General features: G+C 32.7%; 19 protein-coding genes and 1 riboswitch. Of the genes, 4 read left to right on the top strand and 15 right to left on the bottom strand.

All coding sequences use genetic code 11. The features are described from left to right. The 12 genes from ACN6NE_RS16625 to ACN6NE_RS16570 all read right to left on the bottom strand — a co-directional run bounded on the left by ACN6NE_RS16625 (nt 1) and on the right by ACN6NE_RS16570 (nt 13,926). On the bottom strand, nt 1-1,212 hold the full coding sequence (locus tag ACN6NE_RS16625) for a glycosyltransferase (RefSeq protein WP_474326020.1): 1,212 nt from the start codon (nt 1,210-1,212) through the stop codon (nt 1-3). A gap of 54 nt (nt 1,213-1,266) precedes the next feature. Continuing rightward, nucleotides 1,267-2,769: an oligosaccharide flippase family protein gene (locus ACN6NE_RS16620; RefSeq protein ID WP_252284799.1), complete on the bottom strand. Its 1,503-nt coding sequence runs from the start codon at nt 2,767-2,769 to the stop codon at nt 1,267-1,269. A 14-nt stretch (nt 2,770-2,783) separates the two neighbouring features. After that, nucleotides 2,784-3,812, bottom strand: coding sequence for a polysaccharide pyruvyl transferase family protein (locus ACN6NE_RS16615; protein WP_252281850.1), 1,029 nt, complete (start codon nt 3,810-3,812; stop codon nt 2,784-2,786). Next, on the bottom strand, nt 3,809-5,326 hold the full coding sequence (locus ACN6NE_RS16610; protein WP_474326018.1) for an O-antigen ligase family protein: 1,518 nt from the start codon (nt 5,324-5,326) through the stop codon (nt 3,809-3,811). Before ACN6NE_RS16610 ends, ACN6NE_RS16615 begins: the two co-directional genes overlap by 4 nt. Before the next feature lie 29 nt (nt 5,327-5,355). Then, nucleotides 5,356-6,033, bottom strand: a complete 678-nt coding sequence (locus tag ACN6NE_RS16605; RefSeq protein WP_474326637.1) for a sugar transferase — start codon at nt 6,031-6,033, stop codon at nt 5,356-5,358. Between the two features lie 38 nt (nt 6,034-6,071). After that, nucleotides 6,072-6,965 carry a UTP--glucose-1-phosphate uridylyltransferase GalU gene (gene galU / locus ACN6NE_RS16600; protein WP_098792467.1) on the bottom strand — a complete coding sequence of 298 codons (894 nt, stop codon included), beginning with the start codon at nt 6,963-6,965 and terminating at the stop codon, nt 6,072-6,074. 303 nt (nt 6,966-7,268) lie between these two features. Next, nucleotides 7,269-8,036 (bottom strand): tyrosine-protein phosphatase, encoded by a 768-nt coding sequence (locus ACN6NE_RS16595; RefSeq protein WP_474326634.1) that lies wholly within the window; start codon nt 8,034-8,036, stop codon nt 7,269-7,271. Between the two features lie 684 nt (nt 8,037-8,720). Next, a complete protein-coding gene (locus ACN6NE_RS16590) occupies nt 8,721-9,002 on the bottom strand; it encodes a hypothetical protein (protein ID WP_474326016.1) in 282 nt (93 codons plus the stop codon). A 71-nt stretch (nt 9,003-9,073) separates the two neighbouring features. Continuing rightward, complete coding sequence (locus ACN6NE_RS16585) at nt 9,074-9,835, bottom strand: transglycosylase SLT domain-containing protein (RefSeq protein ID WP_474326014.1); 762 nt, start codon at nt 9,833-9,835, stop codon at nt 9,074-9,076. A gap of 1,110 nt (nt 9,836-10,945) precedes the next feature. Then, a complete protein-coding gene (locus ACN6NE_RS16580) occupies nt 10,946-11,371 on the bottom strand; it encodes a VanZ family protein (RefSeq protein ID WP_474326012.1) in 426 nt (141 codons plus the stop codon). Between the two features lie 640 nt (nt 11,372-12,011). Then, nucleotides 12,012-13,154 (bottom strand): IS256 family transposase, encoded by a 1,143-nt coding sequence (locus ACN6NE_RS16575; RefSeq protein WP_474326010.1) that lies wholly within the window; start codon nt 13,152-13,154, stop codon nt 12,012-12,014. 397 nt (nt 13,155-13,551) lie between these two features. Continuing rightward, on the bottom strand, nt 13,552-13,926 hold the full coding sequence (locus ACN6NE_RS16570) for a hypothetical protein (RefSeq protein ID WP_474326008.1): 375 nt from the start codon (nt 13,924-13,926) through the stop codon (nt 13,552-13,554). A gap of 282 nt (nt 13,927-14,208) precedes the next feature. On the opposite strand from ACN6NE_RS16570, the gene ACN6NE_RS16565 reads away from it, so the two are divergent. Together ACN6NE_RS16565 and ACN6NE_RS16560 are read left to right on the top strand one after the other, a co-directional pair. After that, a complete protein-coding gene (locus tag ACN6NE_RS16565; RefSeq protein ID WP_474326007.1) occupies nt 14,209-14,667 on the top strand; it encodes a VanZ family protein in 459 nt (152 codons plus the stop codon). Nucleotides 14,668-14,975: 308 nt separating this feature from the next. After that, nucleotides 14,976-16,451, top strand: coding sequence for a glycosyl hydrolase (locus tag ACN6NE_RS16560; RefSeq protein ID WP_474326005.1), 1,476 nt, complete (start codon nt 14,976-14,978; stop codon nt 16,449-16,451). Between the two features lie 65 nt (nt 16,452-16,516). Here the strand turns inward: ACN6NE_RS16560 and ACN6NE_RS16555 are convergent, their stop codons facing one another. Continuing rightward, entirely contained in the window at nt 16,517-17,065 is a 549-nt protein-coding gene (locus tag ACN6NE_RS16555; protein WP_274583198.1) for an acyltransferase, read from the bottom strand. 347 nt (nt 17,066-17,412) lie between these two features. Further along, nucleotides 17,413-17,607 (bottom strand): hypothetical protein, encoded by a 195-nt coding sequence (locus ACN6NE_RS16550; RefSeq protein ID WP_286676995.1) that lies wholly within the window; start codon nt 17,605-17,607, stop codon nt 17,413-17,415. 210 nt (nt 17,608-17,817) lie between these two features. Here ACN6NE_RS16550 and ACN6NE_RS16545 point away from each other — a divergent pair, with 210 nt between their 5' ends. Then, the gene (locus ACN6NE_RS16545) at nt 17,818-18,168 is read left to right on the top strand and encodes a helix-turn-helix domain-containing protein (protein WP_474326003.1); all 351 of its coding nucleotides are present in this window, start codon (nt 17,818-17,820) and stop codon (nt 18,166-18,168) included. Between the two features lie 97 nt (nt 18,169-18,265). Continuing rightward, nucleotides 18,266-18,352, top strand: a riboswitch (cyclic di-GMP riboswitch). 14 nt (nt 18,353-18,366) lie between these two features. Continuing rightward, nucleotides 18,367-18,495 carry an anti-repressor SinI family protein gene (locus ACN6NE_RS16540; protein ID WP_474326002.1) on the top strand — a complete coding sequence of 43 codons (129 nt, stop codon included), beginning with the start codon at nt 18,367-18,369 and terminating at the stop codon, nt 18,493-18,495. A gap of 107 nt (nt 18,496-18,602) precedes the next feature. Here ACN6NE_RS16540 and ACN6NE_RS16535 read toward each other — a convergent pair whose 3' ends face one another. After that, entirely contained in the window at nt 18,603-19,394 is a 792-nt protein-coding gene (locus ACN6NE_RS16535; RefSeq protein WP_474326000.1) for a histidinol-phosphatase HisJ family protein, read from the bottom strand. Nucleotides 19,395-19,468 lie beyond the last annotated feature (74 nt).

Here is a 19,468-nt window from a genome sequence, read left to right as displayed (position 1 = left end):
TCATCCTTTTAGATCCATTCTTTGTATAATTTTCTCTATTTTTCTCGGTAGCTTATCAGATGAATAATATGTTTCAAATGTATTCATGGCATTTACTGATAAATCTTTTAACATATTTGGATTAGACTTTATGGTATTTAATTTATTTATAAACTCATTACTATCATCTGCTATTAATATTTCTTTTCCATTCTCCCAGATAAGTCCCTCAGCACCAATTGACGTAGAGATTACAGGTATACCTTTTGCGAAAGATTCAATAATTTTCACACGCTGCCCGCTTCCTACAAAAAGAGGGACAATGCTGATATCACATAACTCGATATATTCATCTACATCATCCACATAGCCAGTTACAAAGACATTTTCTCCATTGTGATATGACTGAATAAAAGCAGGTGGTTTACTTCCTACAATGTAAAGTTCGTACTCAGAATGATTTAACTTTGGCCATACATTTTCCATAAACCATTTCAAGCCATTTTGATTGGGATACCATGACATTGAACCCAAAAATAATAATTTGAATTTTCCACCTTCATGCTTTTTAGGTTCATACTTTTTATTTAATTTTATATGAATTGGCAAAACTGATAGCTTTTCTGTTGAAACTCCAAATTCATGAAACTCCTGCTGATCGTTTTTACTTAAGCAAATAATCTGAGATGATTCATGCATAGATTGAATTTCGAATTTTTTTAATTTTTCGTATTCATAGGTCCCTAGAATCTTTTTTACACGGCTACTTTCTGTTTCTATAAAACGCTTAAAGATTAAACTTTCTACATTGTGCTGATCTAATAATATAGGGATATCATTAAAATGTTTGTTGTATACCATCATCGGCAAATGATCGACATAAATAAAATCATAGGTGTTTTTCTTTATGTAAGTTAGCAAATGCTCTTTAAAGCGGTTATCATAAAATTTATTAATACTATAAGGCCACGCGCTAAAAAGACTGCTTGCATAATCTTTTATGAAAGCTGATTTAGAAGCGCTTCTAACTAAAGTTTTAACAACAACATTCACGTTATCGGTAATATCTTTCAAAGCATCTACATGTTTTAACTCATCCTGTGAGTTAGCAAAGCAAAGTAAATCAATATTGTAAATTTTTGATAAAGCTACGATTGTATTGTAGCTTTTTATTTTCCCACCATTATCTAACGGGTAAGGAATGAGGTTTGTGATGAAAAGAATCTTTTTCATAAGTCTCACTTCTCTCTAAATCTTTTCTTTGACAATAAAACTTCTACTTTAAATTTAAAGTAGAAGTTTTTTAACTGAAACAATTAAATCATTTTTTATTAATTTAACTAATGAATAGATTAAAACTAAACCAATTACTAAAATCGGTATAAAAAACTCAAAAGCAGTTACATTATTAGACAAAACGTAGAAATAATAGACAACTAATAATGTTGTAACTAGCAACAGGTTGGTGAATTTCTTAGTATTTTTCCATTTGTGATTTTTAATCGCTGGCACATAAGAATTTACACCTATTATAAATAACAACATAACAATAAATTCTGTAATAATTGTCGCTAAAGCTGCTCCATAAATCCCCCATATGTTGATGAAAACAACATTTAAAACAATACTTACTATTGCACCTGTCATTTGATAATATGCTTTTTTCACCACATGTTTTTCTGTTACTAAGATACTGCCCAGATTGTTGCAAAGTAATCTAAATGGAATAGTTATCGATAAAAGCATTAATATTAAACTTGCTTCTGCATAACGTTCTCCAAATAATAATGGAACGACAAATGAAGCACAGCCTGCAACTGCAAGCATAATAATAATTCCAATTGTCAAAACGATCTTACTTCCCTGTTTAAATAAGAGAGACATTTTTTCTTCATTGTTCTCTCCCCATCTATGAACTTTAGGAATTAGATAACTTTGATAAAAAGTGGTAGGGAACAGATAAATGACGTTGAGTATTGTAAAAGCCACATTATATAGTGCAACACTTTCTTCTCCGCTCATTAGACCTATAATAAAGATATTGCTTTGAAAGTAAATAGAATAAAAGACAATTGTTGAACCATAGGGTAATAAATACTTAAAAGCTGTTTTAGTACTAGGTATATCATTTAAGGTCCGATTTTTATATGGTGCATGTCCTTTCAATTCTACTTTTTGTTTATATAATCTTCTTATTATTCTAAAGTAAACATAAATTAATATAAACGCTCCTACTGCATAACCTATTCCAATGAATAACAGATTTGCACCAATAAATGAAGCAATCAGTACTACTAAAAACCGCAAACCTTGTACAGAAAACTTTAGAAATGAAAGTTTTTGGTATTTTTCTTCTAGTTGATACACAGCCTCAGCGGCAGTTGAAAAAGTTAAAGACAATAAAATTGAAATAAAAATAATTGTAAGGATTTTCGTTGAATCCGATACAGACATATAGTAAGTAGAAACTAATAGTCCGACAATAACTATGCTTGCAATTATTAGGTTAATTTTAATTGTAGGTCTTACCCATCTATGTGCCTTCCATCCCTCAACTCCAAAGGCCCGCAACCAATTCGATCCAGCCCCAAAGGCAGCTGCTCCCCCTAGAATAGTTACGATATTAATAGCTGAAGTGAACGAACCGTAATCTTCTACTTTTAATATACGTGCTAACAATAATTGGGTGAAAAAGGCTATGCCCACAGCACCGAATTGCGATATCCATAGAACAGAAATATCCAGGATATTTTTATTTTTACTACTAGCTAACTTTTTCTTTAATGACATCTAAAAAACTCCAATTAAGCCGATTTGATAGTTAAGTCCTTATCAATTAGCTGAATTTTATTATTGCCTTCCTCTTGAACAAAATAACTAATCTTAGGAGAATAATTATATACAAAACATTCTTTATTTAAATACTTAGCTGCTACAGCTACGTGCAATCTAGAAGTAAAAATCACTTTACTTTCATTAATTACTGCAAGCTTTTCTTCATAATTCTTACAGTCATTATACTCAACAGAAATAGTACCATTAAGTCTTTCAATGCTTTCTTTTAAAGAAATGCTCAGCTCTCTATCTCTTACAGAATCTGTGTCTATAATTATAATTCTATTTGCTTTGTACTCTTGACATAATCTAATCGCCATTTCTGATACAGGCAATAATTCAGAGCCTATAGTAGTATTCGAATAATCGCTTAAATCACGCCATGCTAACACAAGACTATTATTATTTGTTTGCACCGGCAAAGAACTCGCCAATACTTTTAGTGTTTGATTTGCAGGATCTTCTACTAGCTCAATTGATGCTTTTGATGATTTCTTTTTCCAATTTAAAGCTTTCTTTAACGATGTTTTATCCCGAAACGTTAAAATGCTTGAAATATTAATTAGCTTTTTAGTCTTAAATAATCTTGAAGTCTTGCTAAGATTACCAATTCCTACTCCTAGATAGCCAACTTTCTTGCTTAATAGTTTTGCATAAATCATATACTTGAAATATCCGTCTCCATCTTCATCTGTAAAGCAGGTGCCCCCGCCCCAAAAGACTGCTTTGCTGTTTTGCGAAGCTTTTTTAAAGATCTGAAATTTCCCTATCTTGGAGTCCGGCCAAATCCATACTTTCACATTAGGGTAGGCTTCTTTTAATAACCAGCTAACCTCTCGATAAGCTAAAATATTAACTCTTAAATCATGCTTTCTAAATTCATCTAATAAACTCTTTAACATAAGGTCATCCCCGAAATTATCCATCCCATAATAACCTACAAGAGTAATTTCACTGCCTATATCCACAACACTTGAAAAATTAGTTCCTAATGTCATAACTGTCCCAACCTTGTTTGTTTATGTTCTTCATAAATTTTTATAGAGAATATACAAATTATCACAAATAAAATAAAAGTTTGATTGTTGTTATTTGCCCAGCCAGTAAAGTTATATAGAAAGATGTTAATTACACTTATGATTATTGCTAACGCATAGTATGAGTGTGTACCTTTCTGAATAATTACTGTTATCATTTTAAATAACACAGTCCCCAAAAGACCTACATAACACAACGCGAAAAAGATGCCGCCTTCAGCAAATAATAATAAATACATATTGTGAACGGGTTGAGTATACGCAAATCCGCTGCCCATTGTCGCTACTGTATCTGTATAGTTATTAGGGCCAACTCCTATAAAGAAGTTTTTGAAATTAGCTGTGATAATATCCCAGCTAATAACACTTAAATTCCCTCTATAACTTGCTTGATATAATAAATCTGAATCTCCAAATCTCTCCATCAAAGCATCTGAAAATACAAAAATAAATGTTAAAATAGCCAGCGTAAAAATAGATAGGTACCACAGCAACTTATTTGCAGGTTCATCCGTTCTGTATCGAATAATACAGGTTCCTAAAAACCCCAGAAAGAAAGTTGCTAACATAATTACAATTGATGTTCTTGCATTTGTTAGTATGATTAACGATGCACAAAGCAAAATTGATAAAAATACTAAACAACTTCTGATTTTTGTTTTCTTTTCTGAATTCAAATAATATAAAAGAAGAAAAGGCATTACAAGCGTTAAAAAAGCACCTAATATACCCGGATGCCCAAGCGTACCACTTAACCCTTTTTCTGCTGCACCAAATACAGTTTCTGCTCGAAATGGATTTTTGCTTTCTCCAAGTATACGGAAGCCTACATATTGACCAGTAATATATTGTGTAATTCCAATTCCAAATTGCACTGGTAAAAGTAAAATAACTCCCTTTAAAAAGAAATCCCATATAGAAGAAAAAGTTAATTTGAGCATCATAAATACAAAAAGCATCATAAATATTAACCTTACAACAGTATAAGATGCTGCTGGTTTATTATCTGCAAAGAAAAATGAAATAATTGAAATCAATGTAAAGAAAACAAATAATATAATTTCTAAAGATTTTAATTGTCTCTTTGAAGCTAAATGTTTATCTGTAATTTCTTTTAAAAAGACCGGACTCAAAGCAAGAAGTATTAGAAAAAACTGATTGACGACTAAAGCTCCTCTTAATCCCCCCGGATGACTTGCAGAAAATCCTCCATTGAATGGATACAAAGGAAATTCGATATTAAAAGCTAAAGTAAAAAAGAATAAAATAATTAATGTCTTTTTGATACCTGAAAAATTGAGTAAAAGGAGCATGATTGAGCCTAACAATATAACAGCAAACATACCTACTCCAATTAAAAAACTTTTATAAGCAACAAATGATAAAAAAGCACCAAGAAAAATGCTTATCAAAACACTAAATAGAATAAGTACTGTTTTATTACGTTCTTTTATATACATAGTTAAAGAATTCATCTATTTTCACCTTATATACTCATTAACATTTAAAAAGCATCGTTGGAACCAAAAAGTACTTTAAATGTTTTTAATATTATTTTACAATCTAACAAATTACTTTGATTTGTTATGTAATACAAATCTAATTCCACCATTTCTTCAAATCCAATATTACTTCTGCCTCCCACTTGCCACATGCCCGTACAACCCGGTGTTACAAGTAAGCGCTGTTTATGATATTCATTATATTCTGCAACTTCCCTAGGTAAAGGTGGTCTTGGCCCTACTAAGCTCATATCGCCTTTCAACACATTAAACAATTGAGGCAATTCATCAATACTGGTCTTTCTTATAAATCTGCCTACTTTCGTTACACGAGGATCATTTTTCATTTTAAACATAGCACCGCTTGTTTCATTATGTTTCAATAGTTCGTGGAGCTTCGCTTCAGCATCTGTAACCATTGAACGAAACTTATACATATTAAATTCTTTGCCGTCTTTGCCGATCCTTTTTTGTGAAAACAAAACAGGTCCCTTAGGATCTTCAATCTTTATTGCTATAGAAATTATTAGAAAAACTATCGAAAGTAGTATCAACCCCACACTAGTAAGCACTATATCTAGGGTTCTTTTTGCAAATTGAAACGACATACTATTATTTACTGTTACATTTGGATATTGTTTAGCAACAGATGTATCTGAAACAGCTTTATTTCCTACCATTTCTGACAATGTTTAATCCCCTTTCCCCTGTAATATGATTAATTAATATTCACTTTTTTCTTACTTTCTCGTTCAATAATAGAAGTCATCACTTCCAGTAATTCATCTCGCATTTCTTCATGTTGCAATGCAAATTCCAGCGTTGTTTGAATGAAGCCCAATTTCTCTCCAACATCGTAACGCGTACCTTCGAAATCATAAGCAAAAACACGCTGAATTTCATTTAACTTTTGAATAGCATCCGTTAATTGAATTTCGCCACCTGCACCTACTTCTTGCTGTTCTAAGAACATGAAAATTTCCGGTGTAAATACATAACGCCCCATAATTGCTAAATTAGAAGGCGCAGTACCTGCTGCTGGCTTTTCAACAAATGTATTTACTTGATAACGTCTTCCTTCTTTCGAAATTGGGTCTACAATTCCATAACGGTGAGTTTGTTCATCTGCAACGGTTTGAACGCCAATTACAGAAGATAATGTGTTTTCATATTCATCCATTAACTGCCTTAAGCAAGGTGTTTCAGCTTGGACAATATCATCACCTAATAACACAGCAAATGGTTCATTTCCAATAAACTTCCGAGCGCACCATACAGCATGACCTAAACCTTTTGGTTCTTTCTGTCGAATATAATGTATTTCTACGTTTGAAGATTGACGAACTTTTTCTAACAATTCAAACTTCTCTTTTTCTACTAAATTATTCTCCAGCTCCGGTGCATAATCAAAATGATCTTCAATCGCTCGTTTTCCTTTGCCTGTTACAATAATAATATCTTCAATACCAGACTCGATAGCTTCTTCTACTATATATTGAATAGTAGGTTGATCAACGATTGGCAGCATTTCCTTTGGCATTGCTTTTGTAGCTGGTAAAAAGCGGGTTCCTAAACCAGCTGCTGGTATTATAGCTTTACGGATTTTCTTCATACATTCTATACCTCTTTCTTCTTTATTATTTAATTATGTAATAATAGAATAAATACTTACGAAAGAGTTACTGCTAGTAACTCTTTCGTAAGTATTTATTCAATAAAGTCGGGCATCTAACCCACCCTCACACCGTACTTTTGACGACAAGCGTCTAAGGTGTCAATCACCCACAGTACAATCGAGTATCTCCATTGATAAAGGTGAGGAGACATTACCTTACTATTTCATTTCTAATATTGAATAATAAACTATATAATCTAAAGAATTAACAAATTTGTAAGAACCTTTAACATACCCTAACTAAAATATACCTAAAAATTTCTTGCGCTGTATTCGTTCTGGCGGCTCTATAAAGCAAGTTTTCCCTTCTACCACACATATTGCATTTTCATTAAATTGATAAACTAAGTCAATGCCATACTCTCTTTCTACTATGTTTAATGCTTCTTTCATTCTAAAAGATCTCCCAGCTACATTATGAGCATCTGAAGCAATAAAATGAGTTAGATTGGCTTCAATCAATTGATGAGAAAATTTCTTAATTTTTTTCCCGAAATCACCAGCTAGACTAGAAGCAGTTAATTGTGTTAATGCCCCTCGGCTAACAAAATTATATAGAAGATCAGGTTCTTCAATTAAACGGCTATTTCGCTCCGGATGTACAATAATGGGTGTAAGCCCTTCTGACTGAAGATTGAATAAAAGTTGTTCTGTATATCGTGGCACTTGGCTAGATGGAAACTCTACGAATATATATTTACCTGTATTGTTTAACGTAAGAACTCGGCTAGCACGATATTCCTCGACCATTTCCCCAAAGATACGCGACTCTTGCCCGGGTAAAATGGTTAAAGGCAATTCCTGTTCTTGCAACACTTGATTTAATAAACGTACCTGCTTTTCAATACTTGCTTTTTCATTTATGTATTTTCCATTCTGGTGATGAGGTGTAGCGACAATAATATGAATCCCTTGTGAGATTGCTTGTTTTGCCATTTCAACACTCGATGCTATATCTTTTGCACCATCATCAACACCAGGTAATATATGACAATGTAAATCTATCACCTTCACCTTCACCACCCTTCAAAAGTCCTACAAAAACATTATAAATACTAGCATAGCTTTTTTATAGGTTCAATGTCTGTTTTTGTCGAAATACCCGGAATATCAGTTTTATGTACTTTTTATATTATTTAATCAGGTCTTATTACCCGTTAAAATTATCGTGAATATATTTCAAAATTATAACAGTGTAATATTAATGTTACGAAAAAATGTAAATGTATAGGTCATTGCCCAAAATTATCTATTTAGAATTTTACCAATAAAACCTTATATTTTCTTGAGCCAACAGACTTGTTTATATGAAAAATTTTAAATTTTCTCGAATTTACTAAATGATTTTTTGATACCGTTTCCATCGTTGCTAAAATAAAGTTATTAGTATTTTTAAACTTTGTGAAAATCAACTTAAGTAGTCTATTATACTCATAAAAATAAGGAACTAAATACCTATTTTTTAAAAATGTCCTTTTAAATTATATGTCGTTTATTGCGTAAAAGATCATATGAATAATAAACAGGTACGCTACCTTTTGCAAATAAGAATTTCTTTTTAGATTTTAACAATTTACTATTAATAAATCTGCGGATAAGAAGATAATCCATTTAAATGTGTATAAATACTAGTCACTTTTGTTTCCTATAATAAAAACTCTACCATTAAAAAATGATAGAGCTGCATGTTAATCAGTTTATAGCATAAGAGGTATCCATTCTAGCTTCATAATAACTATTTGCTCCTGAATTACTCTTGTCTTTCGCATGTACGATTAAGGTATACGTCCCTTTGCTTTGAGGAATCCACGTTACTTTATTACTTGATCCATACTCTTGCAGCATTGTAAGAATTCCTTTCTCGTCTCTCACATAAAACCGATATTCCGGTTCGATGCTTCCTTCGGATGTTGCTGTGAGTGTTATAGATGTTCCTTCTGTTTGAGGGCTTGCCTTGTCTGTACTCATACTCACATTCGTAACTTTTCCTAGTGTATAACTTTTCATAAGGTAGGCTGATGAAATATATCCCGCTGATTGCTGATCTAGCGTACTGACAGGATACCATACAAATTGCCAGTTTCACTTCCTGAATCTTGATCATATTTAAAGTATCCATTAACAACCAAGGTTGTATCTTTAGCTAACGTACTAATAGTTGAAGAAGTGCCTGGCTGCGGCCTTAAATTCACGCCATCACCTGTTACCGTTACTTTATTACCCAATTTAAAAGAGTAGGCTGATGAATGCAACTGATCAGTTAAAGTATACTCTTTTTTTAAAAATTTGATATTTTCATCTTGGGATATATCGTAATCAAAGTCTTCTGTAGTAAAAGGAAACTGTCCTAGCTTAAGTTTAGAATCATTTACAAAGCTGTAGTATTCTATTAAAGCAAAAACTTTTTCTTGATATGCTTCCGTATTTTTTTCACTAGTAGATTGATAAATAGGACTATTTACTGGCTTGGTTCCATTGGAAGCCATCACCGGAAAATACCAATTTTCAATAATTTCTCTTCCCGCTCCTTTTATTTTAGGAAGATCAATCCGATTGTACATATTACCAAGTATTTGAACGCCTACCTGAATATTGTAATAAATATCATATTTTAATCTCTCTTGATCGTAGGTTGACTGATTTGTAATTTGCATAAGCCCAATTCCACCATCTTGAGAAACTCTAGGTTTACCTTCGTTGTCGAATTGACTCCAAATACGATTATCTTCTGTTGCCCCGCTTTCTTTTGTAGCTATCGCTTTTACAACCTCAGGTGGGATATCTGCTTCTAGAGCTGCATTCGTCAATAAACAATTTACATGCTGCAGTGAGGGATTCTGTTTTTGCTTAATTTCACCGTATGAGGCACATTTAGAGGGTTGTTCAACTTCTGCCTATGCCTCTCCATGAAACCAACCTAGTGCTAAGCAGGTTAATAAACCCACTCTCATTAAAATTACTTTCATTACTTCATTCTCCAATCTAGTTAATGAAGTATATTTTACCATAGAAGGATTTCATTTTAATATAATCAAAGATTTTTTAAAACTTAAATAGTTTAGTATAAAAACCAATTTTTTCCTCGCATATAATTCTTTTAAGCAAAATTCTTTGTTTTATTAGATCAGCATTTATCTTTAGTTAAATGATTTATCTACCAACCAATTGATATACTCTCAAAAAGAATCATCACTACTCCATGCTTTTGAATGTGCGACTATTAAAATCATCATATCCTTCAACAATTTCACCTAATAAGTCTGTATATATAATTCTTATGGTCCTCAATATTAGGATGTTTATCTTCTTGCTCTTCCACTATGGGTGCCTGACATTTCTTACTTAATAATAACGAGTGCGCATAAAAAAGCCCCTCCAATCTTGGAAGGACTTTTCTCTCAATCAGACATTACTTATCGATTTCTTTTCCACATCGAATACATCTACCAGAAGAAATTTCTACTTTATGTTGCGCCTTAATCTTACACTTTAAAATCTTTTAAAAAAACTCTATCACTTTAAGTTCCCCTTTTACCAGACATTCCAGCTGTCATAGTCATTTGACTTAGACTGTTAGCTTTCCATCCTAATCTTTTGATTTTTGTATAGGAATTTTCACGTGAGTTATTATAGCGATAAAAAATGAAAAAACCATGAAAATATACTAAAAATACACTGAAACTTACAAATAAAGTTAAGGATGCTAAATTAATAGAACATATCTAAGGAATAATTTTATTTCAATTAAGGAACAAAAAATATATTTTAAATTATTTATTTTTGCAAACAAAAGAGCGCAGGAATCAGCGCTCTTTTGTTTCTATATTTTGTTTAAATTCATAAAGTTACCCTCATAGAAACCGCATCTTTTGTCTAATAAAGATAGAACTGGTATACACTCTCTTGCTTGTATATTTCTATGCTGTTTTCGAAATATTTTTTAATAATTTAGATAAGCTGTAACCGATCCCCGTTCCTAAAGTATTTAAAATAACGTCATCTATATCAGTCCACCTATTAGGCATGGACAATTGAACAATTTCAATTAGCAACGAAAATGCCATTCCTATTAAACACACTTTTGAAAAACTACTTATACTATTGAATTTAAAGGGTAACAAGGTACCAAAAGGGACAAACAAAATAATATTCCCCATATTATTTATTATAAAATCGCCAAAAGAGCGATGAAGTAATAAATCTCCAATTGTATAAAAGGGCACAAGATTAATGCCCCCTTGGTCTACACCGATACCCAATGAAGCTTCTGGAAACATCGTTAAACCAATAATAAATAGAATTGAACCTAAAAATAAGACATTAATTACATTACGCTTAAACATTCCTTGCAATCTCCTATAGCTTTTTTTATGCAGTATTTCTTTGTACTATTTCCCTCTTTCGAGAGGATTAAAGTTAGTCTTTTGATACTCTCTCATTTTCTGCTTATGATAGTTAATTTTGCTCTTTAATTTATTTTTTATTTTCTGGTCCACACAGCCTTCTATTAATAGTTCCAAAAATGCTAATCTAATACGATGCCAGTGATAAAATATTTTAGACGTAAAAAACACGTTATTTCTCCTATAAATTATATTTTAGTTCTTGCCCTTTATGTATATACCCTATGTCTTTTTAGTGAAAATTGAATGAAAGGTAATTTACTTTAATATTATCGGCACTTAGAAGTCATTTTTTATCTCAAGACGAAAAAAGAATAATTTTAAGCCACCATTAATTGCTTACTGTTTGTAATTTCTACTGCAATTAATTCCTTTCATCTATCCCAATTGAAAAGATATCGGTTTTGAAAAAACATGAATGTTACAAAATATAATTATACCTGTAAAAGTGACACAAAGGATTATTATTTGCTTCTATTTAACAGGGACCGTCAATAATTTTGTGTAAATACGAATTTCCTCTTCTTATAGATGTTATCCACTAGTTTGTTTTAAACCTCATTTGTAGCTCTGCTCGAGCTTAATCAAAACCAATATGACATCTTGTGGCAAAGCGCTGATTATACTGATCAAACTGTGAAACGAGGAAGCATTCAAGTGACTCTTCGTTAGGGAATTGTTCCTTACGTTTACTATATTTCTTGATTTGTTTATTAAACGACTCAATGAGATTGGTAGAATAAATACTACGCCAAATAGACTTAGGAAAGCTATAAAATGTGAACAAATAAGGGTTATTGAGCAATGGCTTTGTCACTTTCGGATACTTAGACTTCCACTTTTCAACAAACGAATGCAGGGCCTGTTGGCCCATTTCTAGGCTTTCTGCACGGTACACAGATTTGAAGTCTTCACAGATTTCAGCTCGGTCGGATACACGAACTTTATGAGCAATCGTACGTGAAAGATGGACGCAGCATGTTTGATAAGAAGAAGCTGGATAGACAGCGAAAACACTGTCTGAGATACCTTTTAACCCGTCGGAAATAAACAACAGAATCTCTTCTACGCCACGAGATTTGATGTCTTCTAAAAGTTCTTTCCAGACAAAGGCGGATTCGTTAGGGGCGATTGTATAACCAAGTACTTCTTTTGAACCGTCTTCGCGAATGCCAACGGCAATGTAGACAGCCTCTTTTGACACCGTATCTCGTTTCAAGGCAATGTATGTAGCGTCCAAATAAACGCACGCATAGCGTGCGCACAAGTTTCGATTTCGAAAGGCTTCTACCTGTTCAGACATCACTTTGGTCATATTTGAAATGGTTTGAGGCGTGTAGTGATGACCATACATGCGCTCAATTAAATGCGCAATTTCAGCTGTCGTTACACCCTTTTGGAACATATGAATGACAAACGCTTCAAGCGTATCATTGGCTCGTTTATAAGGAGCCACCGTCTGTTGCTTAAAGTCGCCATTCCGATCACGAGGAATAACGAGATGAAGTTCTCCAAACTCTGTAAGCAGCGTTCGTTCGTAAGAACCATTTCGTGAATTCCCCGTATTAAATCCAATACGATCATATTTTTCGTAGTCCAAAAAAGCTGTCAATTCGCTCGCTAAGAGCGTATTAACCGCACGTTCTAAGTGAGAACGGAAAATTTCCGTCACATCTTCTTTTTGGACTAGAGCTTGAACAAGATCTGTTGTAAACTGATTCATAGGAAGACCTTCTTTCTTTGAATTGGTTGTGGTGACTTAATTCTACAAGAAAAGGTCTTCCTTTTTGTATTTATTCATTTACACAAGATATTTTACGCTCTCATCTATTTTCAAATAAAAAAGAACTATACAAAAGTAAAGGTCTTTCTAATATGTTTTAATTGTAAAAGTTATATTAATATGTGTACTTTCTATTTATAGCTGTCCCAAACCCTGTAATAAAAATCGTTCTTTTTTTCTGTATTACTGTATTAATGATTACTATGCTCCATGCCTCAGTAGTCATTAACGTGTTTCTTTGTGGACCTCTGTCTGTCCTAGCTAAAGCATGTAAAAAAGTTATATAATTAATTCTGTTTATTACTTGACTCTTTTCAGCATGGGTATTACCTGCAAATTAACCAATTACGTTCATTTTGCCTTGCTTTTCATAATTCAAATGTATAAAGTTATATCTAAATTTATCTGATCTTTCAAGAATATCGATACTATTTCCATTTTTAAAAGCTTGGATAATAGCATCCATTACACTAGAATTAACAATCAGAGGATCATTAGGCAAGCTCATTGAAGCATATAATGGAACATGTGAAATGAATAGTATTTGCCATTGTGAAGGATTTTTATTACTAGAGAAGTTTAATGCTTTATTGGCTACCCACTTTAGCTGCTGGTTGGAAAAAGCATATTTATTAATTCCATAATATTTAGGCTTTCCTGAATTCATATAGAATTTTTGTTGGATATAGGTTTTTTTATCAAATGTTGTCATATATATTCTTAGAAGCATAAAATGACTTAAAAAGCTCTTCAAAAGATATTTTTTGGACTTTAGTTATTTTAGCCTATCAACATTCTAAATAGTAAATTAGTATTATCTAAATGAACACCAGCTCTACACAAAGGTATCTAAAACTTTTTAAGTTTTTATTTATATAAAAGAGAAAAGCTTATAAAAATTTCTTTCGTGAAATATGAACTAGAAAAAGGCTTGCATTTTAGGCCTTTTTCTCTTACTATATGTGAATAGTCTAATGAAGAAGGAATTTTTTGTATGATAAAAAAAATAGTAGTTTTATTAATGATGTTAGGCATTGCACATTTCTCTCACACTCCCCACTTGCTAATCACAGATCCCACCACGTGGCAAAACTCATCTGTATGGAATCATGATGCAACGTTATGGAGTATTTTGAAACCTGGCAGTGATTTTTATGACACTTATTCCTATGGGTTTGATTTAGAGTTTATTTTGCGTAAACTGGCTCATATTTCATTTTTCGGTATACTAGCTCTATTATTTTATTGGAATTTAAAAGAAATACGGGGACGTTTTTTGAAAGCGTGGCTTCTGCTAGCCGCTTTTGCTTTTTTAGATGAGATTCATCAAGCATTTATTATTGGCCGTGATGGACGTATTGCTGATGTAATGATTGATTCATTTGGAGGAGCCCTTTTTTTATTTTTCTTGTATAACTTTAGAAATAAAAAACGAGTAAAGTCTCTAATTTAAATTGAAGCTATTCCTCTTAAAACCCCTTGAGTGAAAGACATGTTCAAGGGGTTTTAAATTTAACTTTATCTTGGTCTTGCTTACTAACTAATCAGCAATAGATGAATATGAACGTTCATTTCCGATAAGATTTCTCAATTATCATGGATTATCCGCACTAAAACTTCACACTAAATTAATTTTATAAAGTTGATGATCCATTTCCATTTTATGATAATATTACTGTATCTATTTTAGTAGATACTGAATTCATACATACATTTATCGTTGTTTTATAATTAATAAATCAATTGTAAGGAGATGAAACTTTGAAAAAGAAGCTTGCACTTTATCTGTCGCTCACTCTTTTATTAATCGGGATTATCTATGTAGTTACTAATAAACCTAATAAATCCCCTACCATAAAAAAAATTTACTCCAGTCAGATTTATGAAGCTGAAAAATCTATATTAAACGGAGCAAAAACAAGCAAAGAAGTTAGCGGTTATTCCGGAGATGGATACGTAACTAATTTTCATAAAAAAGATGATTCTGCTATTTTTATTATCGATGCACCTCGAGAAGGTTTGTATAAATTAGCTATACGCTATAGAGTTTCAAGCGGAAATGGAGAAAAACACGCTGCGGTAAATTTAAATAGTGAACCCTCTGTGCAAATAATATTAAAAGAATCTGATAAATTTAAAGAATTGAATGTGGGGAAAGTACTGTTACATGAAGGAAAAAACACTATAAAAATAAGATCCGGATGGGGTTATTACGATTTAGATTACATTAAACTTACTCCTGGTTCTGCATCGAATACTTCCACATATAAAAATGACAAAGCTTCGATTAATAAGGAACCTGTAAATCAACATGCAACAAAAGAGACTAAATCATTAATGAATTTTCTTATAGATCAATACGGAAAGAAAATTTTATCTGGCCAACAGGATATGTCTGGTGTTCAATGGCTAAATAATAATATCGGCAAGAAGCCTGCCGTTGCAGGGTTTGATTTTACTGATTATTCTCCGTCTAAAGTTGCTTACGGACGTCAATCAAATCAAGTAGAAGAAGCAATTAAATGGCATGAGCAAGGAGGAATCGTTACATTTTCATGGCATTGGAACGCTCCTAAAGATCTTATTAAACAACCTGGAAAAGAATGGTACAAAGGATCCTATAAAAGTGCAACGACCTTTGACCTTCAATATGCTATGAATCATAAAGACTCTGAAGATTACCACTTGCTTTTACGGGATATCGATGCAATTGCTGTACAGTTAAAAAGACTGCAAGATGCTAAAGTTCCAATCCTATTTAGACCGTTGCACGAAGCCGAAGGAGGATGGTTTTGGTGGGGCGCCAAAGGTCCTGAACCAGCAAAACAGCTATACAAACTGATGTATAACCGCTTAACTTACTATCACAAAATTAATAATATTATTTGGGTATGGAATTCTGTATCTGAAGATTGGTATCCAGGTGATAAATATGTAGATATTGTCAGTTATGACTCCTATCCTAAAGCTGGGAACTACAATGCTATAAGTTTACAATATGACCGACTGAATTCACTTGTAAACAACAAAAAGCTTGTAAGCTTATCAGAAAATGGACCGATTCCTGAACCAACTGATTTGAAGGATTATCATATCTCATGGAGTTGGTTTCTTACGTGGAAAGATGAATACTTGAAAGATGGTATTATAAATAGCCGAGAGCATTTATTGAGGGTTTATAATAGCCCTTATGTCATTACACTTGAAGAACTTCCTGACCTTCAAATTTATAAATAGCTATATAAGAACATCCCCATTAATAGTTTAATGGGGATGTTTTATGTAACCTTCACTATAATTTTCTATTCTCTGATCCATCCGTCTTTTATTTCTAAATTTTTAACCATTTTTGCTGGAGAACCGGCTACTAGGACATTAGGTGGTACATCCTTATTTACTACACTTCCAGCTGCAACAACAGAATTTTCACCTATTGTTACACCGCTCAAAATTGAACAGCCTCGTCCAATCCAGACATTATTTTCAATCACTACTTGCTCACTCTTTAAAGAATCATTAGAATCTACAAGATGATAGTTACTGTCGATTATATTTGTCAACGGACCTATCTTTACATTATCCCCGATTCTAACTAATCTAGCACAACCTATATCTACCCCGTAATTAATAAATACATTATTTCCAAATACTATTTTCGATTCTTTGTTCTCTGTATTCAAGCTTACTTTTATGGGACGCCCAGTAATTGATAAGTTGTCTCCTGCTACAATCTGGCCTTGAGATTTTACTGAACAGCCCCCTCTTAATCGTGGTAACTTACCTGATTTTGAAAGTTTAAATTTTAACAAACTTCCCTTAGTTACTGCAAATGCTTTGTCTACAACTGACATTCAACATAACTTCCTTCCCATTATTATCAAATATCTTCAAAATACTACATTATTGGTTACAAAGGAAGTACTTTAGGATAAATAGGTATATATTTACTAAGAAACCTTATTTAAGAAGAGACTTTTCTATTTGTAATTTCGTTTCATGTTCTCGTTAAATATATTTTTATTACTCGCTTGATTAATAAACAGATTATCATACAAATTTTCCTAGTATAAATTAATGAATTTATTGTATATTGTCTAAAAATTGTGCTACCCGCTTAAAGCATTCTAATGATTATAAATAATTCCTTTAGAGGTAGGAATTATTTATCTTAATGACAAACTCTCTTTTCCTTTATCTTTTAAGGAATGCTGTAGATATTCATGCGATTCGGTCCCGCGCCAAGCTCGCCTCTCATGCCTCCTGTTCCAAATTCCAGCTGTTTATAAAACGCATCTTCTCGTTCACGTTCCGTCATGTCATTCATTTGTTTTTTTAATTCACTTTGTAATTCATTATGATTGATCCATTTATTCCATTCGTTGTTCCACGTCACGTTCATCTCTCCTGTCTTGTGTTTATCTATTAGTATTGTGAACGATTCATATGAACTAGATATGAATTTTACCAGAGACCTTTGTATCAAAATGATTTTAAAGTTAAAAATATTTTTCTTTATAAAGAACATTTTTTAGGATAAACACGTACTGAATAAGTGTATATGCATTATAATGAACAAAAGACATAAAAAAAGGACGGGCTGAATGTGGTAGGAGCCAAAATTAAAAGTTTGCGATTAAAAAAAGGATATTCAATTACACGACTAGCTGAAAATGCCAAAATTTCAAAATCATATTTATCTCATTTAGAAAAAGGGCTAAACAATAACCCTTCTCTTCACATGCTTAATAAAATTGCGTCTTCCCTTAATACAACGATTGATGAATTAATTGAAGCTGAGATTAGTCATCCTGTATCATCTTCAAAACCACTCATTAACAAAGACTGGCTTTACTTAATTGAGCAAGCAATTAAAGACGGCATGACCAAAGAAGAGTTTGTGGAATTTCAATGTTATTTAAAGTTCAGAAAAAAAATGAACTCACCAATTGATTGATTTTTATTTTTATAACAATCGACCTATTTCGACACATTTTATGAAATTTTTGCTATAAAATAGCCTGAGTTACCAATGTAAGAACTATTACAAATTCTCCAGACAAAGGCAAAACTATTGAAAAAAAGTGACGCAAAGCTTCAGGTCTAAGGCCGCTTTTGGCTATGATGGCTGGGTTCCCTGGCAAAGGGTGGATGAATGGTAATGAAAGAAGAAAATGTATTGTCAATCGATCAAGAGTGGGTAAGTCTTATCCAAATAGCTCGCACACTCGGACTTACCGCAGAAGAGGTCCGGAAATTTTTATCGGAGTTTAAGCGGAAGTGAATTTTAAAAGCACACTCTTGTTTGAGCGTGCTTTTTCCAGTTCTCCTTATTCTTCTAATGGATAAAATTTATGTTTTTCGTTATGAAGAAAATGAAATACGCTTATATTAAATGCGAATTCCTTTTCCCTGACGCTGATCAAACGTATAAATCTCCGTAAATCCGCATTGCTTTGCCATTTCAACCGCTTCTTTCATATGTGCTCCTGCGGTTTCTGCAAAGTGCGAATCAGATCCAATCGTTAAGATTTCTCCGCCTAAATCACGGTACAGCCCAACAACTTCAAGTGCCGGCAGCGCCTCACCCAGCTTCCCTCTTATACCTGAAGTATTAATTTCAATTCCGATATTGCGCTCGATTGCTTTTTTCAAAATATCTGCAAGAATATCTTTAAATTGGTGAAAGTCGTAAATGCCATATTGATCAAACGTATAGCGCTTCATTAAATCTAAATGAGCCAGCACATCAATATCCGCTTCGCTTACGAGCTTATACATTTCGTTAAAATAAGCACGGTAAATTGCTTCTTTATCATTAAGCTCCAAATGTTTACGAAGCTTGATGTTATTAATGTTGTGAACAGATCCTAAAATAAAATCAAAGTTCTCCTGCTGCATTGTTTTTTGATATTTTTCTTTCAGATAGTGCGGCTCACAAATTTCAATTCCTTTTTTAATCACTAGCTGATCTTGAAACTGATCTCTGCATTCCGCTAGTTCTCGTTCATATTTATCAAAATCCATATGACCATACGTTGGCGCTAATGGATTTAATGAAAAGTGCTCGGTAAAACAAATTTCGTTTATGCCGTTTTTTACAGCCTGTTCGCACACTTCTTTCATGACTGCCTGTGAGTCAAATGAATTGTTCGTGTGATGATGGTAGTCTACTAGATACATAATTTAGTCACCTCTAGGTATATTATACATTTCTCCTGCTCTTACTGCACATAGAGACCCTTTTCTCCCTTATC

This window comes from Priestia sp. 53B2 (assembly GCF_056099005.1).
This window is presented reverse-complemented; position numbering and strand designations above follow the sequence as displayed.